31 protein-coding genes are annotated in these 22166 nt (G+C 61.0%); 1 reads left to right on the top strand and 30 read right to left on the bottom strand.

Features of this window, described 5'->3' with window-relative positions; all coding sequences use genetic code 11:
• Nucleotides 1-20: 20 nt before the first annotated feature.
• The 30 genes from K3724_RS12250 to K3724_RS12105 form a co-directional block, all read right to left on the bottom strand.
• Nucleotides 21-956: a phage tail tube protein gene (locus K3724_RS12250; RefSeq protein ID WP_259985164.1), complete on the bottom strand. Its 936-nt coding sequence runs from the start codon at nucleotides 954-956 to the stop codon at nucleotides 21-23.
• The gene (locus K3724_RS12245) at nucleotides 957-1103 is read right to left on the bottom strand and encodes a hypothetical protein (RefSeq protein WP_259985162.1); all 147 of its coding nucleotides are present in this window, start codon (nucleotides 1101-1103) and stop codon (nucleotides 957-959) included. It lies immediately after the preceding gene.
• Nucleotides 1100-1528, bottom strand: coding sequence for a hypothetical protein (locus tag K3724_RS12240; RefSeq protein WP_259985160.1), 429 nt, complete (start codon nucleotides 1526-1528; stop codon nucleotides 1100-1102). Before K3724_RS12240 ends, K3724_RS12245 begins: the two co-directional genes overlap by 4 nt.
• The gene (locus tag K3724_RS12235; RefSeq protein ID WP_259985158.1) at nucleotides 1528-1956 is read right to left on the bottom strand and encodes a gp436 family protein; all 429 of its coding nucleotides are present in this window, start codon (nucleotides 1954-1956) and stop codon (nucleotides 1528-1530) included. The genes K3724_RS12240 and K3724_RS12235 overlap by 1 nt, the downstream gene beginning before the upstream one ends.
• A gap of 61 nt (nucleotides 1957-2017) precedes the next feature.
• On the bottom strand, nucleotides 2018-2314 hold the full coding sequence (locus K3724_RS12230; protein WP_259985156.1) for a hypothetical protein: 297 nt from the start codon (nucleotides 2312-2314) through the stop codon (nucleotides 2018-2020).
• A 10-nt stretch (nucleotides 2315-2324) separates the two neighbouring features.
• A complete protein-coding gene (locus K3724_RS12225; protein WP_259985155.1) occupies nucleotides 2325-3302 on the bottom strand; it encodes a capsid protein in 978 nt (325 codons plus the stop codon).
• A gap of 20 nt (nucleotides 3303-3322) precedes the next feature.
• Nucleotides 3323-3703, bottom strand: coding sequence for a capsid cement protein (locus K3724_RS12220; RefSeq protein WP_259985153.1), 381 nt, complete (start codon nucleotides 3701-3703; stop codon nucleotides 3323-3325).
• The gene (locus K3724_RS12215; RefSeq protein WP_259985151.1) at nucleotides 3700-4794 is read right to left on the bottom strand and encodes a phage protease; all 1095 of its coding nucleotides are present in this window, start codon (nucleotides 4792-4794) and stop codon (nucleotides 3700-3702) included. The genes K3724_RS12220 and K3724_RS12215 overlap by 4 nt, the downstream gene beginning before the upstream one ends.
• Nucleotides 4795-4910: 116 nt before the next feature.
• Nucleotides 4911-5402: a phage virion morphogenesis protein gene (locus K3724_RS12210; RefSeq protein WP_259985149.1), complete on the bottom strand. Its 492-nt coding sequence runs from the start codon at nucleotides 5400-5402 to the stop codon at nucleotides 4911-4913.
• Between the two features lie 72 nt (nucleotides 5403-5474).
• On the bottom strand, nucleotides 5475-6734 hold the full coding sequence (locus tag K3724_RS12205; RefSeq protein WP_409201381.1) for a phage minor head protein: 1260 nt from the start codon (nucleotides 6732-6734) through the stop codon (nucleotides 5475-5477).
• Entirely contained in the window at nucleotides 6718-8364 is a 1647-nt protein-coding gene (locus K3724_RS12200) for a DUF935 domain-containing protein (RefSeq protein ID WP_259985144.1), read from the bottom strand. Before K3724_RS12200 ends, K3724_RS12205 begins: the two co-directional genes overlap by 17 nt.
• The gene (locus K3724_RS12195) at nucleotides 8364-8543 is read right to left on the bottom strand and encodes a hypothetical protein (protein ID WP_259985142.1); all 180 of its coding nucleotides are present in this window, start codon (nucleotides 8541-8543) and stop codon (nucleotides 8364-8366) included. Before K3724_RS12195 ends, K3724_RS12200 begins: the two co-directional genes overlap by 1 nt.
• A complete protein-coding gene (locus K3724_RS12190; RefSeq protein ID WP_259985140.1) occupies nucleotides 8543-10225 on the bottom strand; it encodes a hypothetical protein in 1683 nt (560 codons plus the stop codon). The genes K3724_RS12195 and K3724_RS12190 overlap by 1 nt, the downstream gene beginning before the upstream one ends.
• Nucleotides 10222-10788, bottom strand: a complete 567-nt coding sequence (locus K3724_RS12185) for a DUF3486 family protein (RefSeq protein WP_259985137.1) — start codon at nucleotides 10786-10788, stop codon at nucleotides 10222-10224. Before K3724_RS12185 ends, K3724_RS12190 begins: the two co-directional genes overlap by 4 nt.
• A gap of 3 nt (nucleotides 10789-10791) precedes the next feature.
• On the bottom strand, nucleotides 10792-11088 hold the full coding sequence (locus K3724_RS12180) for a hypothetical protein (RefSeq protein WP_134829637.1): 297 nt from the start codon (nucleotides 11086-11088) through the stop codon (nucleotides 10792-10794).
• Nucleotides 11088-11444, bottom strand: coding sequence for a DUF2730 domain-containing protein (locus K3724_RS12175; RefSeq protein WP_259985134.1), 357 nt, complete (start codon nucleotides 11442-11444; stop codon nucleotides 11088-11090). The genes K3724_RS12180 and K3724_RS12175 overlap by 1 nt, the downstream gene beginning before the upstream one ends.
• Nucleotides 11444-11755: a hypothetical protein gene (locus tag K3724_RS12170; protein ID WP_259985132.1), complete on the bottom strand. Its 312-nt coding sequence runs from the start codon at nucleotides 11753-11755 to the stop codon at nucleotides 11444-11446. The genes K3724_RS12175 and K3724_RS12170 overlap by 1 nt, the downstream gene beginning before the upstream one ends.
• Nucleotides 11752-12282: a hypothetical protein gene (locus K3724_RS12165; protein WP_259985130.1), complete on the bottom strand. Its 531-nt coding sequence runs from the start codon at nucleotides 12280-12282 to the stop codon at nucleotides 11752-11754. Before K3724_RS12165 ends, K3724_RS12170 begins: the two co-directional genes overlap by 4 nt.
• Nucleotides 12279-13163, bottom strand: a complete 885-nt coding sequence (locus K3724_RS12160; protein WP_259985128.1) for an N-acetylmuramoyl-L-alanine amidase — start codon at nucleotides 13161-13163, stop codon at nucleotides 12279-12281. Before K3724_RS12160 ends, K3724_RS12165 begins: the two co-directional genes overlap by 4 nt.
• Before the next feature lie 92 nt (nucleotides 13164-13255).
• Nucleotides 13256-13648: a helix-turn-helix domain-containing protein gene (locus K3724_RS12155; protein ID WP_259985126.1), complete on the bottom strand. Its 393-nt coding sequence runs from the start codon at nucleotides 13646-13648 to the stop codon at nucleotides 13256-13258.
• The gene (locus tag K3724_RS12150) at nucleotides 13635-13898 is read right to left on the bottom strand and encodes a hypothetical protein (RefSeq protein ID WP_259985124.1); all 264 of its coding nucleotides are present in this window, start codon (nucleotides 13896-13898) and stop codon (nucleotides 13635-13637) included. Before K3724_RS12150 ends, K3724_RS12155 begins: the two co-directional genes overlap by 14 nt.
• The gene (locus tag K3724_RS12145) at nucleotides 13895-14347 is read right to left on the bottom strand and encodes a gp16 family protein (RefSeq protein ID WP_259985122.1); all 453 of its coding nucleotides are present in this window, start codon (nucleotides 14345-14347) and stop codon (nucleotides 13895-13897) included. The genes K3724_RS12150 and K3724_RS12145 overlap by 4 nt, the downstream gene beginning before the upstream one ends.
• On the bottom strand, nucleotides 14347-14601 hold the full coding sequence (locus K3724_RS12140; protein ID WP_259985121.1) for a hypothetical protein: 255 nt from the start codon (nucleotides 14599-14601) through the stop codon (nucleotides 14347-14349). The genes K3724_RS12145 and K3724_RS12140 overlap by 1 nt, the downstream gene beginning before the upstream one ends.
• A gap of 23 nt (nucleotides 14602-14624) precedes the next feature.
• Nucleotides 14625-15305, bottom strand: a complete 681-nt coding sequence (locus K3724_RS12135; protein ID WP_259985119.1) for a DUF3164 family protein — start codon at nucleotides 15303-15305, stop codon at nucleotides 14625-14627.
• 110 nt (nucleotides 15306-15415) lie between these two features.
• Nucleotides 15416-15790: a hypothetical protein gene (locus K3724_RS12130; RefSeq protein WP_259985117.1), complete on the bottom strand. Its 375-nt coding sequence runs from the start codon at nucleotides 15788-15790 to the stop codon at nucleotides 15416-15418.
• On the bottom strand, nucleotides 15790-16662 hold the full coding sequence (locus tag K3724_RS12125; RefSeq protein WP_259985115.1) for a hypothetical protein: 873 nt from the start codon (nucleotides 16660-16662) through the stop codon (nucleotides 15790-15792). The genes K3724_RS12130 and K3724_RS12125 overlap by 1 nt, the downstream gene beginning before the upstream one ends.
• Entirely contained in the window at nucleotides 16659-17402 is a 744-nt protein-coding gene (locus K3724_RS12120; protein WP_259985113.1) for an AAA family ATPase, read from the bottom strand. Before K3724_RS12120 ends, K3724_RS12125 begins: the two co-directional genes overlap by 4 nt.
• A 64-nt stretch (nucleotides 17403-17466) precedes the next feature.
• Nucleotides 17467-19599, bottom strand: coding sequence for a transposase domain-containing protein (locus K3724_RS12115; protein WP_259985111.1), 2133 nt, complete (start codon nucleotides 19597-19599; stop codon nucleotides 17467-17469).
• Nucleotides 19599-20489: a ParB/RepB/Spo0J family partition protein gene (locus K3724_RS12110; RefSeq protein ID WP_259985109.1), complete on the bottom strand. Its 891-nt coding sequence runs from the start codon at nucleotides 20487-20489 to the stop codon at nucleotides 19599-19601. The genes K3724_RS12115 and K3724_RS12110 overlap by 1 nt, the downstream gene beginning before the upstream one ends.
• 128 nt (nucleotides 20490-20617) lie before the next feature.
• Nucleotides 20618-20908, bottom strand: a complete 291-nt coding sequence (locus tag K3724_RS12105) for a hypothetical protein (RefSeq protein ID WP_259985107.1) — start codon at nucleotides 20906-20908, stop codon at nucleotides 20618-20620.
• Nucleotides 20909-21759: 851 nt separating this feature from the next.
• Between K3724_RS12105 and K3724_RS12100 the strand changes: the two genes are divergently transcribed.
• Complete coding sequence (locus K3724_RS12100) at nucleotides 21760-22104, top strand: helix-turn-helix domain-containing protein (RefSeq protein ID WP_129370535.1); 345 nt, start codon at nucleotides 21760-21762, stop codon at nucleotides 22102-22104.
• The last annotated feature ends 62 nt before the right edge of the window (nucleotides 22105-22166 follow it).

The following is a 22166-nucleotide window of genomic DNA, read 5'->3' as shown; positions in this document are numbered from 1 at the left end:
TGGGGTTTGCTCCTTTGGGATCAGGTGAGGGTCAGCGACCACTGGCTGTTCAGGGCGGCGGCGCGGGGCACCAGGCGCAGAGGCCATTCCTTGATGCCCTGGGACTGCGACAGGCCCGGCCGCTGCATCTGGGCAGTCGGCAGGTTGAGGGTGGCGATCTTCCCGGCCTCGGTGCCGTGGGTCAGAACCACGGCGGGCTGGTCCATGTTCATTGCCATCTGGAACGGATTGAAATCGGCCAGCGGCATGGCGTTCACTGTGGTTTCAAACAGTTCTGATTTGTCGGTGATCAGAATGTCTTCGGCACCTACCAGGAACCGCGGTTCAACCTTGTTGCCCAGGGCCAGCTTGGCGGTCTTCATGACCAGGCTGGTGCCGCCGATGGTGAATTCAGGGGTGTTGTTGTGGCTGACAATTGTCGGCTCGGTCCAGGACGCCAGATCCACCGCAGGAGGGGCAGTGTCTGTGGGGAGCGTGAACAGGCCGGTGAGGTCGAACTTGATCTTGGGCGTAGCTTGGGCATCAAGCATGAACTCCGCAGTGCCGCGGGTGCCGCGCATGACATAGCGGGTGCCGCCGATGCTGATATGCACGGTCCCGGCCTCCTGGCCGTCAACGATGGGGCTGTACACAACGGAGGTGCCCGCGGTGATGGTTTCAGCCACTGCGCAGGCGCGCAGCAGCGGCCCCCAGGCCGGGGGCGTGCCCGCCACGCCGGACGCGCTGAGGTCCACGGTCAAGGTCAGCTTGGCGTGAATATCCGTCGGGATGGTGCCGTTGGCACTCATGCCGGGCTGTTCCAGGTCGCGGTCCTGATCCTGGCCCTCCATCGGCTTGAAGGTCACATCAAAGCCTCGGATGGCATTGGCGCCGCCGGTCGGGGCGGCGTCGTCGCCATAGGTGCTTTCCAGCTTGAACAGGATGCGCTTGTCGCGCCAGTAGATCGGGGCGGCCATTTATGCCTCCTTTTCCTTGCGGGCGGGTTTGGCCGGGGCGGGCGCCTTCGGCTTCGGATCTGCAGCGGGCTTTTCAACCTGCTTCAGCTTGCCGTCAGGCTGGCGGATGAAGCTGCCGCCGGATTGGGGCAGGGGAGGCTTACTCATGATGTGACCCTCAGTTCGGTGTTGATGGAAAAAACCAGCTCATAAAGGAGGCGGCCCCCGGTGATGGACAGCAGGCGGCCGCGGTCCACCTGAAACACGCCGGGGCCAGCCTCCGGCGCCCAGCCCGCCAGGGCAGAGGCAACGCTGGTAATGAGCGGGTCCACCTCTTCCAGCGCTTTGGCGCCGGTCTTGGACTGGCTGGGGGCGATCAGCAGCACGGAATAGGCACGGGCCAGCGCCTGGGTGAAAACCCCGGTGCCCGCCTCGGCTTTGCCGCCTTTCAGGCCCGCGGGGGAGACCGTCGCGGTGGCATTCTGCGGCAGGCGGTTGCTCCGGATCATTTCGACCAGGTCAGCAACAGGCTTTGCCCGGTTTGAAAGTGCGGGAACCTGATCGTTCAAGCGGCTGACAATCGCATCCAGCATCAGATGAACCCTTTCAGGTTCTTGGCGGTCAGCGGGCGTTCGCGGTCGGTGACGCGCACGCCATTGCCGGGCTGGGTTGCGGGTTCGACGCCAGCAACGGGCAGGCGGATCCTGCCGCTGGAAATCTTGTCCAGGGTCTCTTTGGCGTCCTTGTACTCGTCCTTGATTTTGCCTTCGGGCGAGTAGGTGTGCAGCTTGTAGATAACGATGGCTTCCGCCAGCTCCTCGATGAGCGGCGGGGTCACACCCAGCGGCAGAACGTAGCGGCCCTGCAGATGGCCGTCGATCAGCGCATCAGCGCCTTCGATGGCGCCGACAACCACGGTGTCGTCAACCTGGCCGGTCGGTTCGTCTGCGCGGTCTGTCAGCTCAATCAGCAGGCTGTCGCCGTACCGTTTCGCCAGCTTGCCCAGAGTGGTGTAGGCCATGGTGCCCTCAAAGGATCAGGAGAAGGGGAAGGGATGGCAGCGCCAAAGGAGCGCTGCCGGTTTACTCGCTGTCCAGCGCTTGAACGACCTTCAGGCCTTCGAGCGTCTTGAACTCTGCCGGGGTCAGTTCAACCGTGTCGTTCTCAGTATCCGGGGCGTAGGTTTCGCCGTTGTATTTCAGCTCGCTGAGAACACGGGCGCTGACCTTTTCTGCATCATCCTTTGGCGGTGCAGTGGTGCCTCCGGCGCGCCCTTCAGCAGCCGCAATGGCTGCTTTCAGGTTGTCGTTCGAGATGTTGCCGGGAAGATCCAGCTTCAGCTCCTTGGCGCGTGTGAATAGGGCTTTGCGTTCACTCATGACCGCCCCCTTATGCCGCCACTGCGTTCTGGATGTAGTAGCCGACGTCTTTTGCGACGATCACCTCTTTCACCCGCTCGCCGCGCCGGATGCGGTAGCCGCCCTGCAGGCCAATGTCCTTGTCCTCAATACGCCCGGCGATCTTGCCGCCGAACTCGGCGGTGAACCCCCAGGTGATGCCGCCGCCCTGAGACGTGGCCATCTTGTTGATGTGCAGCAGGGAGATATTGTTGCCCCAGGCACGCTGCAGGTTGGCGGGCTGGTTCGGTTTTGCGGCGTTGAAATAGGCATCGCCAATCAGCAACCGCTTGATGCCCTCACCGGAAAACAGCTCAAGGAACTGCTGGCGGGTCACAATGCCTTCGCTGGTCAGGTTGCCTTTGACGGCGTTGACGAGTTTCGGGTGCGAAGACAGTGCCGTCCAAACTTTGCGCCCCATCACCATCGTGTTGGCGGGCATGATCAGCGTTTTTTCAAGCCCGGTTTTGATGATGCCAATCGGGTCGGAATTGGCGTAGTCGGAAAACTGGTCGCTGCCTGCCAGGGTGGTTTTGCGGCCGTCCGCATAGTTGTCAGCATTATGGACGGTACGGGCCACCCGGACTTCCCGGATGTTTTCAATGGTCTCGGATACCATTTCCACCGCATGGCCTTCGGGGTCGAAGTTCGACACGCCTGCAGCACGGGCAGCGGCAGCGGCGTCAATATCGGAAATCGGTACGGGAGCGTCCAGGCCGTAGTCTTCCACTTCGGACGTGCGCTGAGTGCCGCCGAATTCGAGCTGGTTGACCCGGCCTTTACGGCTGACACGGGCATCGGGCGTGTTGAACGCCTCTTCCACCGGGTATTCAGTCCAGCTGAACTTTTCGCCGGGCACGGTATGGCGGGGCATCACCTCATCGGCGATGCGGGAGGCCTCCGGGTTTTTGTAGCCGACCGCAATGGCGGTCAGGATCGGGTCAGATTGAAACGGGCGGGTAGGCGCCATGGTCAGGTCCTTTCAGGAAATCAGGCTTCGTGCAGCAGGCCAGGGGCCAGGAAGGCCATGATGGTGTCGCCAGCGATGCCGGGTTCATCGGCAAAGCCGACAATGCGCAGGGTGGTGGAAGCGGTGGCCACGGCCAGGACGGCGGCGGCGTCGGCATCAGAGGTGAGCGGGTCACCGGCACTTACGGGACCGCCCAGGATCACGGGAACCAGACCGGCGCGGTGCACGTCGCACATGCCGCCCGCAAGGGCACCCATGCTGTCTGAAACGCCCAGGGACGCCGCGGTGCTGCCGTCCGCCAGGGCAATGGTCTGGCCGTTTGCCGGATCGGCAAATTTGACGATGCGGTAGCCGGTGATTGCGGCGGCGGCCTCATAGCCGCGGATGAAGGTCGGGATCATGCTTTGCCCTCCTGCACAGCGTGCACCGCTTCGGTGATGCTGATTTCAAAACCGGCCTTGGCCTGCTGCAGTTGGTAGGCGGTGGCTTTGCCCGCCAGTTCGGTGGCATTCAGCGCCAGGCTGGTGCCGCTGCCGGGGGGCGTATCCGGCAGCAGCTCGCCTTCCACCTTGGGAAAGCCATTGATCATCGCCTCGGTGCGTTCCGGGTTTTCCTGGTGCATGGTGATGAAGGTGTCGCGCTGCGGCTTTACGCCCATGCGCATGTCGGCAATGGCGCCGTCAACAAAAGTGGTGGCGGCGGTTTTCTTGTTGCCTTCCTGCAGGGTGCTGACTTGATCCGACAACCCCTTCAATGAGGACTGCAAGGCGATGATTTGAGCTTCCTTGCCGGTGGTGTCGGCGTTGGCGCTTTGGGCGGCAGTCAGAATATCTTTAGCGCCCGCATCTTCTGCGCAGCCCAGGGCAATGCCGATCTGGCCAAGCTGGGATTGCAGTTCGGTGCTTTTCTCGCTGGGCTTCCGTGCCTTCAGCGCTTTGGTGATGTCCTCCTCGCTGGCATCGGCCGCAAGGCCCAGCAGCTTGGCGACGGTTTCCCGGAACGGCATGGTTTCACTCTCCTGGTTAAGCGCGGTCAGCCCGCGCAGATTTGGCTGATTGACGAGGGACGCCCGCGGGATGGCGACGATTTCCCGCCCGGCCGGTTGCAGCAGGGCGACAACCGGGGAAATGCCCGCAAAGGCGCGGTCTTCGAGCAGTTCACGGCCCTTGCCGGTCCATTCGACCTGGCCCCAGATGCCGTCTTCACGGGCCTGCATCCTGGTGATCCAGCCGCGGGCTGGGGCGGGAAGGCCCTTCGGGGCGGCAAGATCGGTCGCATGATTGACGTCGATCGGCAGCTTGCTGACTCCGTCAAAGCTGGCTGCAATGATCTTTTCTGCGTCGGTTACATGGTACGGCCCCCGGCTGTCGTTGGTTTGCACCAGGCCGGACTTGGTGGGCAGAAGATGCACCCAATCCGGAACCCCGGCGCCGTCGGCGCTGGGGAGTTCGGATTGGATCGCAATTGCGGTGGTCTGATACGTGTTTCCCATGCCAGCGAATGTCGCAGGCGGGGGCGCGCCGAAATACCCGCACCTATGTGCGGGTCAATGGGACGGATGTGTTCGGGGGGCGGTTCGGGACAGGTTGGCGGGGCAGGGATGCCAGGTCAACCCCGGCTGTTTGCCGCCGTTTCCAGCCACTCTTCCAGCTCAAGCACCATATTGTCCTGGTCCTCATCGGAAAGGCCGATGAACTCGCGGGCAGGGATGCCGCCCCAAGGGATTGAAGACCCGTTTGAAGCGGTGCCAAAGGCGCCTGTGGCAGCCCCAAACTGCATGACAGCGGCCTGGATGGCATTGGAGCCGTATTCCAGCCCGTCCTTGCTGGCCTCATAAAAGAGGCTGTTCCGCATGTCTCCGGATTGATTCAACGGCGCGCCATAAGAAAGGCCCAGTTTGGCGTAGCGGTCGATTGTCGTCTGGGACCGGGGCGCAAAGGGGCTGCCGTCGGGGTTTTCGCCTTTCAGCATCCGGTCCTGAGTGGAGCTGATCAGATACTCGCCCAGATCCGCCATCGCCTCGGAGGGGTCATCCAGCGCATCCCGGAGCGCTTCCAGCATCGGGTCCAGGGTGTCCGTGTTGTAAACAAGTCCGCTCATGGCTATATTCTACCTGCTTTCGTTGGGGGCATCAGACCGCCAGGCTCATAACCTGGAACCGTGTTCGGGCGTTCAGGTCGGGGACCCATCGGAAGCTCTTCTTCCCCACATGGATTGAACTGCCAGCATCCGGCGCTTCTTGCCGCGGATCTCCATGGCCACTGTGTATGTGACGCCGCCAATCCGGCGGGAAAACCGGACCACGGGCAAACCGGCCCGTGTTTGCCCGGCCGCCTCGATGGCATCAGGCTGATTCAGAATGCGGGGCAGCAAGGCGTAAGTTTCCGCACTGATCGGGATCTGGCCGCGCAGGGCTTCAGAGGCGGCGCCGTGCCCCGAAAGGATGTGACGCACTGCAGGCGCGTCCAGCGTGAAGTGATAGTTCTCCAGATCGCTGCCCAGCAGGTCATTCACCCGCTGCCGCTGCGCCTGGGTGAGGCGGCCCATGGTCCGGACCGGTTGAACCGCGCGGCCCTCCTGCACAGCTTTGGCATAGCGGCGCAGGTCGGTCATCAGCGACGGCAGATTGCGGTAGGCGCTGGACAGTGCATCCTGCTGGACGGCCGGGAAATCATCCAGATACGCACGGGCAATGGAGTACGGCCAGTTTACCGTCTTCTTGGCCATCGCCTGCACCAGGTCGGCAACCGACGCGCCGGGTGCCTGGCCCCAGCCTTCATCTATGCCGGCAGGCGCCCCGGTTTCTGCCAGGGGGGCATCCCAGCCGTCCCGGAGCTTTACACCGGGCTTGCCGCCGCGCCGGATCGCCCCGGCAATTGAGCGGGCGCCAAACACGTTGCAACTGCAGCCAAAGCCGTTCTGCGGGAAGGCAATCAGCCAGAAGCCGTGGCTTGAGGGAAGGATAAGCCCGTCCCAGGACAGGTGCTGCAGGCGCGGTTCAGCAGATCCGCCGTGCCGGTAGACAAGATAGGGGAAATTGCCGTCGCGGAGCTGCGCCCAGCGTCCGGCCATATAGCTGGTGCCCATATTGGTGCGGTAGATGGTCCGCATCCGCCAATTGCGGCCTTTTTCGCTGCCTTCACCAGCCCAGCCGGTCCAGCCGCGCCGGGCGACGATGGCCCGAAAATCATCTTTGAACGCCTCAAAGCCGGTGCCTTCCACAATCGCCTTATCCACCGCGGCGGCCAGATCTGCCAGCAAGTCGGCCTTTGCGGCCCCGGCTACGGCAAAGGATCGGTCGTGGGCCGCCCCTGCAAGGTCATCCCAGGCCGCCGTGGGAACCAAATCCCCCAGCCGCAGCCGGAAGGCCGCGGCCTGCTCTTTGAATGGCCGGCGGAAAGTGGCGGCCAGCGCATCAGTCACCGGCTTCATCCTCAGCAGCAGCCCGCCCGCCAGCCGCCGCCGCCGTGATGGCATCGGTCAGGGAAACGGTCAGCCCGGACGCGTCCAGATCGGAATAGGCGTTCAGCAGGATTTCCCGGAACTCCTCAAAGCTGGACGCGGCCCCGAACATGGCTTCAATCTGATCCAGCATCCCGTCCACCGCCGGGCCTGCCTCCAGCTCCAGGCGGGCGGTCAGATCCGGAATTGGCGACACCCCCGAAAAATCGCCCGTAGAGGGCTGTTCGGACTGCAGGGCGGTATCGCCCCCTGAATTCTCGTTCCGGGTATAAAACCCCCCTTTAAAAATGCTCTCAGGGGTATTCCCGTTGCCTGCGCCCGGTTGCATTCCCGGCTGGGGCGGAGTTTCCGGCGGTTTGCCCAGTATCGCGTCCTTCGCCTTCGGTGCAGACAGCCCCAGCTTGTCCAGAACCTCTTTCTGAGAAACCTGCAGTCCGGCAGCAACCCAAGGCACGGTCGCATCGGTCCAGGCTTTCAAATCCTCTGCCTCAGGGCGTGCGATGACCAGACGCGGGTAAACCTTTTGCGGCCCGTGGTTCAGGTCAATGAAAGGGCGCACCAGTTGGCGGTTCAGGATCGCTGCCAGCATCCGGCCATCGGCGCGTTCAATATCCTCCTGCACTTCGCGGTGCTCTTTGCCGGACCCAAGCCCGCCGGTAACTGCATCGGTGGTCGAGGTCTGCCCCAGGACGGCCTTTGACGTTTGCTTGTCCAGCCAGTCGGCGCGCTTTTCGTAAAGGTCGGACGAAGCGCCGACATTCGGGGCCGCAACAATATCCACCGACATACTGGCCGGCATGATGGCGGCGCAGTCGCCAGCGATATCAGCGACAGCTCTGAACAGCGTGTTTTTCTCGGCGTCCGATGTGCCAGGCGCGTATTTTCCGATTCTGATCGGCTGGCCGAATGTCTGGGTGAATATTGACCAGTCCCGCTGAGTGTAGGCCTTGAACATCCAGGACCAGCTTGCAATCCGGGCCAGACCGGACCGGAGATACAAACCGGACTTTGCCGGCATTGGGGCAAAGATGAACTTGAAAGGAGACAAGGGCACTTCCCGGCCCTTGTCATCCAGCAGGAGCGGAGTGCGCAGATCTGTGCGGTCGAACCGGAACCAGCGCTGATCGCGCCATTCCAGGCGCTCCGGCTGATACTGGCTTTCGGAGTAGTCCCAGATGATTTCCGTGAATGAATAGCCTTTGCCCACGGCATCCAGGATGTTGAAGATTTCCTCGGTCAGCTCGTCCCGCTTCAGCCAGGCCCGGATCAGTTCGGCGTGCTTCTTTGCGTCGGGCGTGTCGGCACCGGGTTCCACCGTGATTTCCAACTGGCTGACAGCCCGCTTGCGGGTTCCCAGCACGGCCAGGTAATGCGGGTCGCGTTCTTCAATGGTTTCCGCCAGGCCCATGTAGCGGATCGGGTCGCCGTGATCCGCCGCCCGCAGGATGCTGGCCAGGACAACAGGGTCCAAGCCATCAGCGGGATATCCAAAGACCGGCGAACGCGCGCCGCCAACTGTGGCGGCGGCGACTTCCTGGGTCAGCTCTGCGCGCTTCACCGGACGTCCGTATTGGTCCAGAACTTTTGGTTTGCGGCCCATTAGCGGCCTCCCCAGAGCCAAAACCGGAAATTGCCGAACCAGCCGGTGCCGCGCACCCGGCCGGATGCGGTCGGCAAGGTTGCTTGAACCAATTTTGCGCGCTCGTTATTCCACTGCTTGGCCTTCTGTTGCGCGCGGCGTGCTTTGCTCCGCTTGCGCTCTTTCTTGGTGCGGGCCATCAAATCCCCCCTCTCAATTTTGCGCCCAGGGGCTGGCGCCACCACCCTTTGCCAACGCCCTGGGGCGTGCCAAACGGGTGGCCGCCATCGCTGTCCAGGCTGCCGTCTGCATGTTGTGTATTGGCGCCGCGGTAGGCGATTTCGGAATAATCCTGGCGGCTGGCGAAATAGGCCAGGGCGCTGGCCACGGCGCTGTCGCCGTGCCGGTCCAGCCCGTCCGTGCCCTTCATCCGGAAATTGTCGGGCACCTTAATGATACCGTTCACGTACTGAAGGGACTGGTGGTCCTGCACCACGTCTTCGTGGGCGCACAGCACAATAGTCTTGTCGACGAATGCCTCAATGTAAGGCGGCATTTCACGCGAATACCATTCACGGCTGAAGCTCACTTCAATGATCCGCTCGCCGTACCGCTGGGCGGCCTTTTCGGCCAGGTAGGCGCCGTTGCCGGTTTTATCCAGCGCGCCTTTGATGAAATTCGGGACCCGGTCGCAGATGTAATAGAGAATGTCCCGCTGCTGATCGAACGGGATGTTGCGCAGTTCCACCAGCAGCTTGGTTTCCCGGACCAGGCTGCTGGTGATTTCCTGAATGACAATGTCGGTGGCGTCGCCGGAGCGGGCAAAGTCTTCGCCCATCACATGTTTGCCGTTTTCGTTCAGCCCTTCCAGCACTGGCTTCAGGTGTTCTTCGCACCAGTCCAGAGCTGTTTTCTTGCGGACCTCATCCGGAGCGTTCTTGAACTCGTCCGGCTGTTTCCAGTGGTGATAAGGCACGCCCTGTTTGGTACAGGCTTCGATCTGGACGCGGGTTAGGGCGGCGCCTTCGGCCTCGGCCGGGATGGCGTCCAGTTCCTGGCGCATGGCAGCGGTGCGGGACCCGTAGGCGGTGCGGATTGTCTTTTCCCAGGCGTCCTGGCCTTCCTGGCTCCACTCTTTCTCCCGCATCAGGCAGACGCGGCGGTACAGCCCGTTTTCAACGGCATCGCCGAACGGGATGTGATGAACCTGGTAGGGGGTCTTTCCGGCCCTGGCTTCGCGGATCAGCTCATTGAACGGGTTCAGAATGCCGTTGTGGGTGGAGATAATCCGGACCTTGCCGCCCCAGATCAGCATCGCGCTTACCGCGTCAATGACTTCGCGCACATCCTTGTGGAAGGCCGCCTCGTCAATAACAACGATACCCTGCAAACCCCGGATGTTGGCGGGGTTGGAAGACAGCGCCTCAACCCGGTAGCCGCTGGCAAAGGTGACCCGGTAAGCCGTGATGAACTTACTGGTGCCGTCCTCTTTCTTGTCCTCAAACAGGTGTTCTTCAATATCGACCAGCTCGCCCGCGACTACCTTGGCAAAATGCGCAACATAGCCGATGAACTCCCGGCCCTTTTCCTTGGTGTCCCCGATGTAGAACACGTTGTCGCCGCCTGCGGCCTTGGTGCTGGCGGCGGTGAGCGTGTCGTCCAGGGCCTCAGCAAAGGTAATGCCGGTGCGGCGGCCTTTTTCGGCGATTTTAAGATCGCTACCATCCTCTAGCCAGGTCTTCTGATGCTCCATCAGAATGCCGTCGGCGAGCGGGTCCAGGTCCTCCGGCAGATCCGCACCCAGGCGCAACCCGTCCGGAAGTGTTTCCGCATCGCGCGACAGGATCGGTTGCTGCGGGGCCAGATCAGCTTCGGGCTTCATGTGCGCAGGCCCAGCACGCGGTTGCGGATATTCTCTGCCCGTTCCGGCGAAAGCCCGGCCTCGGAAACCGCTTCATCCAGGCGGCCGGCCATTTCGGCCTGCGCTTCTTCGCGGGCTTTCTTGGCGACACGCTGGCGTTCTTCTTCCAGCATTTTCTCCCGCAGACCGGCCGAGTGCATCAGATCCTTCAGCGTGCGGGCAAGGTTGGCCAGGCTCTTGGCGTCAATCTGGTCGCCTTTTTCTGCCACCGCTTGCATGAGCTGGAACATCGCCGCAGCAATCATCTGCATCAGCGCCCGGTGCATTCCGCTTTCGGCTTCAATATCCATGTCCGCAAGCAGGGTTTCTGCAATCGCGAAGGCATCGCGCTGGGTTTTCAGGAGCTGAGAGAAATTCCCGACCGCCGATTTTCCGACGCGGAGTTCCAGGCCTTTTTCATCCAGCCAGAAATTCAGATCCTCAGTGACGCCGTGAATGTCACCAAAGCCCCGCTCCTGCAGCGCAAGGGCAAGCCGTTGGCGGATCTCCAGCGGGACAAGGTCAAGTTTCTTGGGAGGCGGCATGTGTCAGCTCCCAGGGCGGGGGCGCTGAATTTTCGGATGGCGGGCGATGCCTTGGGCAATTTCAACACCGCGTGTGGTGGCGGTGACCACTACAAAACTGCCGTTCCGCTCGATTTGAGCCAGGCCTTGCTCCTGCAGCCATTCGAGTTCGGTTTCAGTTTGGTCGCGGGTGTAGGCGATACCGACGCGCGGCAGTTGGCTGGCCAGCATCGACACATTCGATGTGTAGCCGGGTGCATCCTCAATGAAGCGCAGAATTGCGATGCGGGCATGTTCCCGCAGAGTTTCGTTGTAGTTCATCAGTTGCTCCCGTTCAGCAAATGGTCTTCATGCCTGGTCACAACGTTTTCCAAGCGGCCCATGATTTGCTGATTTCCTTCCAGGACCGCTTCCATCCGGCCCATGGTTCCGTTGATGCGCTCCATGGCGAGTTCTATCTTGTGAACGTCTTCGCGGGTGGGCATCGACTTGATGGATTGCTCAACAGAAATCAGCCTGTTTTCGTGCCGGTCCATCCTGTCTGAACCCTGCTTAAAACGCTCGTCAACGTTCGTCCGGCGACCGCTGATCCAGACGTAAACTGCGGTTCCCAAAGAACCGGAAAATGTCACCAGGGCCAGAACATTGGACCACGTGAATGTGGGGTCGAACTCCATCAGTGAAGCTCCCCCGCCGGTTCCGGTTCCGCCAGGCCGATGGCCTGAAACTCATTGCCGTGCCCAAGGACGCAGGCCGCGCCGCCTGGCGCGGTGGCCGATATCGTCCAGGCGCCGGTGTCCGGAGAAACGAACAGATGGATGGCGTTGCCGTTCTTGGCGAGCATTTCAGCCGCCGGGGCTTCGCCGTGATGCTCGAACAGAACAGCGGCCAGTTCATCGAAACGGGCATAGCACTGTGCAGCCGCAGCAGTAGGCTGGGCGAACAGCCCCAGCGCTATGGCGGCGGTGAGGGCGAGAACCCTGATCACGCGGCACCGCCTTTCATACCGGCGATCACCGCATCCTTGTTCTTGGAGCCGACCGACGAGCCGAAATAGAAGTTCAGCACCTGGCTAAGCCCGGTGGCAAGCGAACCGATCAGCAGCGCCAGAACTGGGCCGCTGTCTACGGGCAAGCCGTTCAGGGTCACATAGGCCAGAACGGCGAAGAACCCGACAATCACCACCGCGGCCAGAATGCCGGGTGTGCGGTCCTTGGTCTGGACCTGGCGGGCGCGGGCGCTGGCGCGGTCATCGGCGGCGATGCGTTCCAGCTCGATGCCGGCGGCCTGAAGCTGGGCAGCAAATTCGGCGTCCACCTGTTTCAGCTTGGCCAGATCAGCGGCAGACGCGCCCAGGATGGCCTGTTCCACCTCGTCGGCGGAGGCGCCCTGGCGGCCCATGAACTGCGTGGCAAGGGCATCAACAGCCACCCCGGCCATCGGCCCGCCCAGGGCCGCCGCGACGGTCGGCGCAACAGCGCCCAGAAACCGGATGATTTTGGCTTTGTTCTTCATGTCTCAGCTCCTCGGAAACCAGGGCGGGAAAAGGTGACGGGGGCTGCGTAGCTCTTCACGATCCACCCCGCGATGCCGCCAAAAATGATCTTCAGCCATTCGCGCCCGCCGACGGTCACAGAGGCGATGACCGGCACGCGGGTTTCATCGGCGATTTGCGCGATCACGTTGGGGTTGAAGCTGGGCCAGCGGCGCATATTGAGCGTGTCGCCGGGTGTGCTGATGATCACAAAATCATCGGCGGCGGGGGTTTCCGCATCGCCCAGTTCCGCCTCGGCCGGATCGGTGCGGCCAAGGATAAGCGACCGGATATGTTCCAGCGGGAAAAGCGGGTTGGAGTCCACCTTGCGGCCGGGGGAGACGTACCAATGCGTGGTAATGTCTTCGAGTGATGGAATGGACGAAAACAGCGTCTGCAGCAGGCCCACCAGCGCTGTGATTTGTTCCTCGGTGTAGGGCATCCACAGGCCGTGCCCGTGCTGAGGCGTTTCGGCTTCTTCAATGCCGTATTCCAGAATGCTGAATTTCTGGCCGAACCAGGTGCGGGCGGATTGCTCCGATGCCCGCGTCATGCGGCCGGGGTTCACCATCTCGATGCCGATGGAGAACCCATTGCACCATTCGCGGCCATGATACTCTGATTTTCCGGCGTGGCTGGCTTTCCGGTTGACCGGGACCTGCTGCTCGATGTGCCCGTCACGCTCGATCACAAACTGGACCGACACCTTGGCGTCGTTATTCTGCAGGTAGCGGGCGGCGTTGCCCTTTTCGATCCGGCTGGCGGTGTCGTGAAGAATGACCAGGCTGGGTACAATCTCGCGGCCAATCCAGCGCGCTTCCTTGAAATCTACCCCAGTGACTTTGCCGTATTGGATGCCCATTTCCGGCCCCTTAAAACCCCATTTCAATGGGGTTCAAATTGACGGGTCGGGGAGGGGCAATACACCCGCACCTATGTGCGGGTCAGTTGGCGCTATACGCCGGGAAACAGGGAAGGCTGGTTCGGGTCGGACTTGCGCCGCACACCCGGTTTCTGCAGCCAGCGGCGGACGCTGACGTCGGTCACGCCAAGCTTGAGAGCAATTTGCACGGTTGGCAAGCCCTGAGAGTGGTAGACTGCCGCCCGCCATTCCTTGACCAGGGGAACACGGCGCTGCAAGCGGTTTTCAATTGCCGCCAGCATCCGGGCTTTCGGGTAGCCGATCAGCTCAACAACCTTGGACCGGGCGGTCGGATGGGTGGCGATATAGGTTTCAATTCCGCCAAAGGCTTCAAGGAAACGCAAGGTGTCCTCAAGCCCCAGGGCTTCCATATAGGGTTCCACCTGGGCAGGCGGCTTGGGAAAGTTCAGCTCATCCTTTGCCATTTACCCGGCCCTTTGGCGGCTTAGGGTTGGTTCGTTTTCCCCGGATCGGTACTACAGTGGTCACCACCCCGTTGCGGACCTTGTAGACATGGCCGCCGTGAATGATGCCCGTGGCGTCCGGAAACTCGTCCCCAAGCGTCACGGCCTTGCCGATCCGGCGGCGGACAGCGTTGACGTTCACGCCCATAACGCGTTCCAGAAACCGCAGAACAGCGTGGTCGGATACTTGCGGGCGGCCTGGTTTCTTCATCGCTGGTGATCCTCCCAGGCGAAGTCGATATCCGCCCGCTGGCCCCAGCTTTTCAGGGCCTGAATAACCTGGTCGATCTGATCATGCTGGCGCAGCATATCCACGTCAGCGGGAACCGACTGCCAGGTGTTTCCGAACCGGGCGCGGATGAACTTGTTCAGGCCTTTGCGGCTGGGGTCGCGCAGTTCGCCGGCTGCTCCCAGGCCTCGCCACAGAACATGGATCAGGCGCAGGTCGGCGCGGGGCGCCAATTTATGTTTTTTGCCGCCGCTGCTGGCCTTGAAACCATCCGATTTAAGGCGCTTTAAAACACTGTTTAAATCGGCCTCGGTCATGTCTTTCATGGAGGCTTTGCCGGTGACGGCGAGCTGCAGATCGCGGCGGCCGTCTCTGTCCAGGCCCAGCTCACGGCAGCCGACGTGGATCTTTTGCTGAAGCGCTCGGGTCATCAGGAGGCCTCGCTCAACACGGCCGCAACCGGGTGGCTTGCAGCTTCGTCGGCTTCCATGCGCTGCCGCGCTTCGGCCATTTCTTCCCGCACGATGGCGTCAAAGCGTTCCGGGGAAATGCGGGAGACCTCTGCTCCCTGTTTCAGCAGCGCCACCGCGTTTCCCAGCACACGGCCAGCCCAGCGTTGTTTCTGCGTGTAAACACGGAAGCTGCGCCTGGCTGCATCACGGATTTCGTCTTCGGTCATTGCCATGGATGTGTTCCTGATATGAGGGGTTAGGCTTTGGCCAGATCGATGGCGATGTACTGCCAGGGGGCATCCACGCTCATGCGGCGGTAGCAGCGGGTGTAAGATGCCGTGCCGACTACGCGCATCGCCATGCGGATGGCTTTCATTGCCTGCTGCCAGCGCTCGTCGGCGATATCCTGGCGCAGCAGCATGAAGATTTCAGAGCGGTTGATCTGGCCAGTTTTGTCGGTGTTGAACGCGCGGGTGACGATGGAGCGGAGTTCCGGGCCAGCATCAGCGGCCCATTCATTCAGGCATTCGTCCAGCAGTTGCTTAGCAATCTGCAGTTCGGGGCCAAAGTCGATCCTGTCAGCAACTGACACTGTGACCTTGTACAGGCCGTCATGAGACAGCAGGGTCATATTGCCTTTTTTCCCGCCGATTTTGGCGCCGTATTCCTGCGCCAGAAGCTCTTCCAGAGCGACAATGTCGCTGTTGGTGTGAGCTTTGAAACGGGCGATTTGCCCCTGCAGCGGCAGGGCATAGCTGACGATCTTGCGGACGGTTTCATCCATCAGCAGATCTTGAGCGTTTACCGTCTCAATTGGGTCCAGTCCGCCTTTGGCGTTGGCCATATAAGTGTTGCCGTTGGCGACAACCCGGCCATCAGGAATAGGGGCGGGACTGAACTGGCTGGTGCGGGGTGTTTCAGGTGTCGGTTCGGTCATAAGTGCAGGCTTTCAGTGAGGGCGGGGAAGTCAGGCGCCTGTTGGGTCCAGGCGGTCGGCAATGCGGCGCAGGAAAATCCCAAGCCGGGTTTTGAAGGGAAGCCGCGCTTTCATTCTTCGGGTTCCTTGTTGAACTTCCGGCAGGCGCGGCAGGCGCGTATCATCCGGACCCGGAACGGGCTGGAATGGGTCCATTTTTCCGCACGGCGGCGGTGGGCCAGGCAGGCAGCACTGGGGATCTCGGTTTTCAGGGCGGGGCAAAGGACCGGGGCACTCATGAAGACGTCGCGCACGGCGGCTTCAATACGGACAAGCGAGCCGCCATAGCGGTTTCGCATGGCCTGGCTGACAACGGTGGCGCTGAGGCCAAGCTTAACGGCAACGGAATTCTGCGAAGACTGGTCGCATTCGCGCACCAGGACCTCCACCCAATCGGGCAGAACATCGCCCCAGCCGTCCTGGGCAAGTATCAGACGGTCGCTCATCACAGGCGCCCTCCCGGAGCATAGACAATCTTGTCGTCGTTGCTGTCGATGATGACGGTCATGCTGCGTTTCTGAGGCGGCAGCGGGCCGGTGTTCTTCATCAGGAACAGCGGCGTGTCCGCCATCAAATTCCGGGTTCGGGCGGCGGTACGCAGATAGCCGGCGCGGCGCAAAATCCGGCAGTATTCCACAATGAACCGCTGGGGGATATCCGGGCGGGCCGGTGCCAGCGCGGCAAAGATATCAACCGGCCTGAACCGTTTCTGGTGGCGGATTGCGGTCCAGACGGCGCCCTCTTTGGTGCCGCGCTTGTCTTTGGCATCTTCGCGGGCCTCTTCCGGCGACTTCACCGAGAAAAACACCTTGCCCTTGCTGCGGCCCCAGACCCGCATGACGCCGGTCTGCTTCAGGCGGCTGAGAAACCGCGTCCGGATGGTTTCCGATGCGCAGATGGTTTCAACATCCGCGTTTGTGAAATAAGGCCGTTCGGAAATGTATTTCCAGATTTGCTGTTCTTCCAGGCTGCGCGGCTCGGCCGATGGCAGCTCAATATCCGCGCCGGTCTCGCGCATCTTGCCCAGCAGATGGTCCAGCCGGTTGCGGGACCAGGCTGTGTCCAGTTCATGCCCGTTTGCCGCCGCCATGATTTCCCTGGCTTCATCAACACCCCAAACGGTGAAAAACTTGGTGGTGCCGTCGTTGCCGCATTCGGTGACAACGCCCTGGCGCTGCAAGGCGCGCAGGTAATTCTGCCGTGTCCAATCGCCAGCCTCGCAGTAGGTGGCAACGTCATGGTGGGTAAACCGCAGGCGGGTCTGGATGAATTCCAGGATCTCTTTTTCGGCGGCGTTGCGGGTTGCGGCTTGGCTCATTTCAGCCCCCTGCGCGGGCTGGGGGCGTCCTTGCGGCGGAATTCAATGCCGCCCCAGTCCTGCAGCGTCATGCTGGTCTGGCCAAGCTTGTTTGCCTCGCCTTTAACCTGGGCAAGATCGGTCACCATGCGCCGCACGTTGCCGGTGTTGCGGTCCAGAATGGCGTCCAGCAGATCCTCAGAAACGTCTATGCCTTCAGCATAAACGCTTGCCAGCAGGCCCGCGTCTTTCAGGGTGGCCGGCTGCGCGGCGACCCAGGACATGACCCGGCTGTCAATGAGTTCATATTTCCGGAGCATCTGCGGGAATTCTTCCATGCCGATCATGACAACCGGGGTGTCCGAGCCGTCATGCAAATCCCGGATCAGCTCAATCACGCCGCGCCGGAAGGCATAGTCCGCTTCATCGACAATCAGTGTGCGGCCATCCAGCGCCAGTTCTTCGCAGGCCTGCAGAACCATATCGGGTACCACCCGCTTGGGCGCCACACCCAGCTCGTTCAGCAGCCGCTCCAAAAAGGTCTTTTTGGTCCAATCGCCCTGCATGGAAATATGAATGACGTCAAAGGCAGAGGCGCAGAAGATGGCGCCGAAGGTTTTGCCATATCCGGGGTAGCCGTAAAACACCCCCAAACCCGGCATTCCAAAGGTCCGGTTCTGCAGCTCGGTTACCAGCGCTGCCATTGTCGCCACGTTGGTCAACGGCTGTACGCTATTGCCGATTTCCAAGGTCTGTGTCATGCTCGCTCCTAGTCAATCAATGCCGTCGCCATGGGGTCCATCCAGGCGGCGGTTTTTTTGTGATCTACCCGGCGTTATTGCCGCCGAATGCCTGTTTCAGCGCTGCCAGCGCCTCGTATTCCGAATGGGTTTGGTAGCCCTTCAGCCAGCCTGCCTCGCGCTCTCCGACCGGGTCGCCGTTTTGCTGCCTGCGCTCGATTTCCTGCGCCTGGGTAAACCGGTCGTCTGCTGTTGCGGCCACCTTGAAGGCCTCCTGTTTGGGGGATGGTTCGGGTTTCTTCCGCTTGTCGCCGATCTGCAGAATGAGGGCGTCCTGGGCCGCCTCGGCGCTGGGGTCCGAATGCTGCCTGAAGGTTGAGACCCTAGGGGGCTTCGCGGGTGCCAGCTTCACCACCTTGGCTTCCATCAGCGCAGTGGTTTCCTTGCGGATTTCGTTCAGATCGGCCCCGAGCTGTTCCGGGGTATGCGGCCGGTGCAGCTCTGCGAGTTTCTTTTCAGCCTTTTTGATTTGACGGTTCCGCTTCGCGGTCGAGCGCGCGCCCTCAAGATCAAAGAAGCCGATTTTCTGCTGACATTCGGCAAAGCCCAGGTGCGCGCCTTCTGCACTGTAGATATGAACGCCGCTGTGCAGGTCTTCAGGATCGAAGCGCACAACAATGTTGCGGCCCGCTTCCTGGCTCATCCAGTCGCAGTGATAGACGTTGCCGTGGAAGTTCAGACTGCCGTTGTGCTTGTGCAGCTTGCCGGTGTCCTGGCCCATCAGCCAAAGATTGCGCTGTTCTTCGGTCGCCTTCAGAAGCGTGGTTGAGGCGTAGCTGTCTGCAAACGTCTCATCAAAAGACCTGCCGTTTGCGTTGGCAGAGCGGCGGCCGGGGCGGGCATTGTGTTCTTCAATGCCTTCGGCCAGGACTTCCAGAAACTCTGCCAGTTTCACAGCGCGGCTGCCGTAGTTTTCCGGTTTTGCGGTCGGGCGGTTGCCGACATAGGCACCCGCAAAGCGGGGGTCTTTTGCAATGTCGCTGGCAATGTCCCGGAAGGCCCGTTCAATCGGCTTAGCCTGTCCGTGCGCCGGGGTAGCCCAGTGCATTTGAATGCCCAGCAGCGGCAGAACGCCAACCGGATCTGTCTCCCGGATCTTGAACCGGAACCGGGTGGGTGCGCCCGCCGTCATCCACTTGTTTGCGAACTCATGGCCGTTGTCGAACAGGCACCGCTTGGGAATGCGCCAGTTGTCGATCATTTCGCCAAAGGCCGCCATCACCATGACTTTGTTGGGGTCATGGTCCACCCGCCAGGACAGGATCTTGTTGGAGTAAAGGTCCTGAAACGCGATGATTTGGGGGCGGTTTACGGTGCCGTCGGGCCATTCGACAAAGACGTCGATCTTGTGGCAGTCGGCGTTGACGGCTTCCATCGCCGTCAGCGAAGACCGGTCGCGGATCTGCGCCGGATAACAGCGCATCAGCCCGCGTGGGCCTTCACGGGTATAAATCTGGGTGGTGCGCTGCACCTCAGCATCCACCCACCGCTTGGCGGTTTTCTGGATGGGGAAGGGCCAGCCTTCTTTTTCGGCTTTAAGCTTCGCCTTCCTGTAGCATTGGGAAAACGTCGGCCCCTCAAATTGCAGGAAGGCGCTTTTCAGCCAGTCCATGAACGGCTTGAACTGGGCGCGATCTTCTTTCCGCGTGCGTTTCTTGGGCGGCTGAGGCGCCAGGTAGGCAAGCTGATCCACCGCCGGAATGCCCTCAACCAGCGCCAGCCAGTTATAGATCGTGCGCGGGCTGGCGTTGAACTCAGCCGCAATTGTTGCCACAGCCTGAACGTGGGTTGTTCCGCTGCCATGCAGCAGCTCAACTTTCTGGATTGCATCCAGCCGTGCCGCAGCCTCGTCTTTGGCCTTCTGGGACAGCTTTTCATAGGTCACCCAGGCGGTAGTCCGGTCAGGGCGCTCGACTGGCGCGGCGGCTTCCTGCATCGCCAGTTTTTCACGGGCAGCAGACGGCAGCACCGACCAATGAAACAGCAGCCCGCCACCGCGCCCCGGCCTGCGTTGCAACGCTGCCGGGTTGTTTTTCCAGCCCCAGCGCTCTGCAAAAGCGTTCACTCCGCGCACGCTGCCTGGCAATCCCGGCAGCTTGGCCTCGGCAAGCTCCGCTGCCGTCCACCATTCCTTTTCGGGTGTGATGCCGCTGTCCATCAACCGGCCTCCCGGTTGTGGGCTTGAAACATCACAACTTCAGAGGCGGGCGTGTCACTGTCTTCGGCGTCCTGCAGAAGCTCCAGCAGCTCATCGCGGAATTTCTCCGCAAACTGCGTCCGTGCAGCTTTGGAACCGCGCAACCAGGCGTCGGTGATCTTGGCGGCCTGCTGGTCCGTGGTGGATTGCACCGCCGCTCCGGGGGCCTTTTTGCGGGCCAGCACCTCTTTGGCGGATTTCGCTTCACCGCTGCCCAGAGCCGCGCAGATCGCACTGCGGTCTGTCTGTTCGCCGCATTTGGCGATGTGTTCCAGGTCTTTGAATTGCACCTTGTTCGGTGCGTCCCGCAGTTGGGCGATTTCGTCCTTAGACAGCTTTTCGCCGACGCTGATCAGGCGCTGCATTGTCTTCTGAGATTTTCCAAATGTTTCGGCGGCATTGGCGCTAAATGATGCAAGCGACATTTTGTCGTTTGCATCCCAGCGGCCATGCGCGCCAGCTTTGCCTTGCGCTGTCTCGGGGTTTTCCCGCTCATACAGCTCTTTGTGCGCGGCCAGAAACACGGCCATATCCAACGGTGTCAGCGGGGCGCCGGCTACATTGGCGTCAACCTCAATCCGGATGGCCTGGTCGTTGGTGCATTCGCTGACCTTGACCGGCACTTCTTCCAGCCCGGCTTGCTTGGCGGCGGTCAGGCGGTGCAACCCGTCCATCAGCCGGTAGCCGTCCTTGATCCTGCGCACCAGCAGCGGTTGCAGGATGCTGCCGACCTCGTGGATGGACGAAACAATGCTGGCAACCGCTGTGGGGGAGGCGGTGCGCAGGCGTTCTTCCACTTGGATATCGGCAACCGGAAGGGTTTGAATTTTCTGCCAATTTGGAGGGGTCATTGGGGATGCTCCACTTTGATTGAATTCAGGGGTTTCAATAGATGGCTTGCCGTTCTTTGCGGCATGGCCGGCGGTTTCAACGCGCAGGCGGGGTTTGAAACTGCCCGTCAGGATCTGCGCACCGGGCATCAGTGCTTGCTAGCCAGGAAGTCGTTGAAATCGTCCAGGGCGCCGTCACCGGCCAGGCTGGCTACTAGATCCGCCACCCTGCGCTGTGTTTCGGCCAGGGCTTCAACTGCTGCGTCCACTTCTGCGGCACGTTCGCCGACCGTTTTCCAGCGGCGTGCCTGAGCCATCCTGTGACGGCTTGCAGCGATAACTAGGCGTTCGCGCTGCTCTGCATAATCAGCCGCAGCGGCCCGGAGTTCAGTGATCCGTTCTGGAACTGATTTCTTCTTAAAAACATCGTTGCCGGTCATCTCAAAAAGGCTCCAAACAAGAACAGGAAGGGCAGGGCGAAGGCGCAGATGCCCCCAATTAAGTCGTCGGAAAGATCTGAAAGACTTGGCCACACAACACGGAAGCCTTGGCCCCAGCCCGCCGGAAATGAGGCTAGGCTGGGACCCGTTCCGGCGAGTGGTAAGCGGGAATAAAAAGGCCCCGGCAGCGCATCCCCATGGCTGCCGGGAAGTTGAGCCAGGCCGCTGCTAGCAGGCGTGCGGGACTGGCTGGACGGGTGTTGTTTCTGAATGCTGGTCACTGGCCTGCCTCCCTCCTGCCGGAGAGAGGGGGCAGATCATCAGCAGATAAACTGCGACGAACTCGCTTGGGGCCGTGCATTTCCTCGTCGTAACTACCTGTTTCTTTAAGGTGTGGGACGACGTCGTCACCTGCATTCGCTACCCGATACCCCAAGGTGTACAGAACCGTCCTAACAGTCAGGGTATTCGGGTTGGGAACCTGTCCGTCCTTCAGTCTGCGAATTTGCTTCCCAGAGAGGCCGCAAGACCTGGCAAAGCTTTCGCAAGAAACCGTGGTGAAACCCCGGTTCATCTGGTCAAGCTCTTTGCGGAGAAGCCCTGCGAACTGCTGTCCGCTCAAGTGGTGAATTATTGTTTCTGGTGCCATCGGGTCCTCCGTTAGATCAAACGGTAGCCTTAAAAGACCAGTGCAACAACCCTAAAAGACCAGCAACATGCCATAAAGGGTCTTAAGGTTATCGCAAAAGGTGGCGGCTTATCCCTTTTTGTTGGATGCGTGAACTTAAAAGTCCGTTTGCTGGACTTTTATTTCCGTTTGCTGGACAAATAATTCCGTGTAAGGTTCGCGCATGAGCAAACCAGGCAAGAATAATTCAGACTCAAAGAGTGAGGGGGTCGAGGCGTGGAGGAAGCGCCTGCGTCAAGCCCTGGATGACCGTAACCTTGACTATGATAAGGTTTCGTTGGAGAGCGATAGCGGAGCTGAGTATGTAAGCCGGGTGCTGTCAGGCCGCTTTAATCCGACAGTCGGTAAGCTTATGAAAATATGCGAAGTTGCAAACATTGATATGGCTTGGTTGTTTTCTGATGACCCTTCATCCGAGAGCCAGTCCGTGGTTGAGAAGGCTGCGGACCTCTCAGAAAATGATGCCGAGCTAGTCAGCCGACTCATCAAGAGTGCGCGCCCGCGCTGATCTAATCCTATCCATTGCTTGTTCGAACAGCCGGGTTCCTTCGCCCGGCTTTTCTTTGTTTG

Source organism: Leisingera sp. M658, assembly GCF_025144145.1.
Classification (GTDB): Bacteria; Pseudomonadota; Alphaproteobacteria; order Rhodobacterales; family Rhodobacteraceae; genus Leisingera.
Note: the sequence above shows the minus strand (reverse complement) of the source record. Positions and strands in the feature narration are given on the sequence as shown.

Coding starts and splice junctions, on each gene's coding strand:
- K3724_RS12250 (WP_259985164.1), bottom strand. CDS start 956: ATGGCCGCCCCGATCTACTGGCGCGACAAGCGCATCCTGTTCAAGCTG.
- K3724_RS12245 (WP_259985162.1), bottom strand. CDS start 1,103: ATGAGTAAGCCTCCCCTGCCCCAATCCGGCGGCAGCTTCATCCGCCAG.
- K3724_RS12240 (WP_259985160.1), bottom strand. CDS start 1,528: ATGCTGGATGCGATTGTCAGCCGCTTGAACGATCAGGTTCCCGCACTT.
- K3724_RS12235 (WP_259985158.1), bottom strand. CDS start 1,956: ATGGCCTACACCACTCTGGGCAAGCTGGCGAAACGGTACGGCGACAGC.
- K3724_RS12230 (WP_259985156.1), bottom strand. CDS start 2,314: ATGAGTGAACGCAAAGCCCTATTCACACGCGCCAAGGAGCTGAAGCTG.
- K3724_RS12225 (WP_259985155.1), bottom strand. CDS start 3,302: ATGGCGCCTACCCGCCCGTTTCAATCTGACCCGATCCTGACCGCCATT.
- K3724_RS12220 (WP_259985153.1), bottom strand. CDS start 3,703: ATGATCCCGACCTTCATCCGCGGCTATGAGGCCGCCGCCGCAATCACC.
- K3724_RS12215 (WP_259985151.1), bottom strand. CDS start 4,794: ATGGGAAACACGTATCAGACCACCGCAATTGCGATCCAATCCGAACTC.
- K3724_RS12210 (WP_259985149.1), bottom strand. CDS start 5,402: ATGAGCGGACTTGTTTACAACACGGACACCCTGGACCCGATGCTGGAA.
- K3724_RS12205 (WP_409201381.1), bottom strand. CDS start 6,734: ATGAAGCCGGTGACTGATGCGCTGGCCGCCACTTTCCGCCGGCCATTC.
- K3724_RS12200 (WP_259985144.1), bottom strand. CDS start 8,364: ATGGGCCGCAAACCAAAAGTTCTGGACCAATACGGACGTCCGGTGAAG.
- K3724_RS12195 (WP_259985142.1), bottom strand. CDS start 8,543: ATGGCCCGCACCAAGAAAGAGCGCAAGCGGAGCAAAGCACGCCGCGCG.
- K3724_RS12190 (WP_259985140.1), bottom strand. CDS start 10,225: ATGAAGCCCGAAGCTGATCTGGCCCCGCAGCAACCGATCCTGTCGCGC.
- K3724_RS12185 (WP_259985137.1), bottom strand. CDS start 10,788: ATGCCGCCTCCCAAGAAACTTGACCTTGTCCCGCTGGAGATCCGCCAA.
- K3724_RS12180 (WP_134829637.1), bottom strand. CDS start 11,088: ATGAACTACAACGAAACTCTGCGGGAACATGCCCGCATCGCAATTCTG.
- K3724_RS12175 (WP_259985134.1), bottom strand. CDS start 11,444: ATGGAGTTCGACCCCACATTCACGTGGTCCAATGTTCTGGCCCTGGTG.
- K3724_RS12165 (WP_259985130.1), bottom strand. CDS start 12,282: ATGAAGAACAAAGCCAAAATCATCCGGTTTCTGGGCGCTGTTGCGCCG.
- K3724_RS12160 (WP_259985128.1), bottom strand. CDS start 13,163: ATGGGCATCCAATACGGCAAAGTCACTGGGGTAGATTTCAAGGAAGCG.
- K3724_RS12155 (WP_259985126.1), bottom strand. CDS start 13,648: ATGGCAAAGGATGAGCTGAACTTTCCCAAGCCGCCTGCCCAGGTGGAA.
- K3724_RS12150 (WP_259985124.1), bottom strand. CDS start 13,898: ATGAAGAAACCAGGCCGCCCGCAAGTATCCGACCACGCTGTTCTGCGG.
- K3724_RS12145 (WP_259985122.1), bottom strand. CDS start 14,347: ATGACCCGAGCGCTTCAGCAAAAGATCCACGTCGGCTGCCGTGAGCTG.
- K3724_RS12140 (WP_259985121.1), bottom strand. CDS start 14,601: ATGGCAATGACCGAAGACGAAATCCGTGATGCAGCCAGGCGCAGCTTC.
- K3724_RS12135 (WP_259985119.1), bottom strand. CDS start 15,305: ATGACCGAACCGACACCTGAAACACCCCGCACCAGCCAGTTCAGTCCC.
- K3724_RS12130 (WP_259985117.1), bottom strand. CDS start 15,790: ATGAGCGACCGTCTGATACTTGCCCAGGACGGCTGGGGCGATGTTCTG.
- K3724_RS12125 (WP_259985115.1), bottom strand. CDS start 16,662: ATGAGCCAAGCCGCAACCCGCAACGCCGCCGAAAAAGAGATCCTGGAA.
- K3724_RS12120 (WP_259985113.1), bottom strand. CDS start 17,402: ATGACACAGACCTTGGAAATCGGCAATAGCGTACAGCCGTTGACCAAC.
- K3724_RS12115 (WP_259985111.1), bottom strand. CDS start 19,599: ATGGACAGCGGCATCACACCCGAAAAGGAATGGTGGACGGCAGCGGAG.
- K3724_RS12110 (WP_259985109.1), bottom strand. CDS start 20,489: ATGACCCCTCCAAATTGGCAGAAAATTCAAACCCTTCCGGTTGCCGAT.
- K3724_RS12105 (WP_259985107.1), bottom strand. CDS start 20,908: ATGACCGGCAACGATGTTTTTAAGAAGAAATCAGTTCCAGAACGGATC.
- K3724_RS12100 (WP_129370535.1), top strand. CDS start 21,760: ATGAGCAAACCAGGCAAGAATAATTCAGACTCAAAGAGTGAGGGGGTC.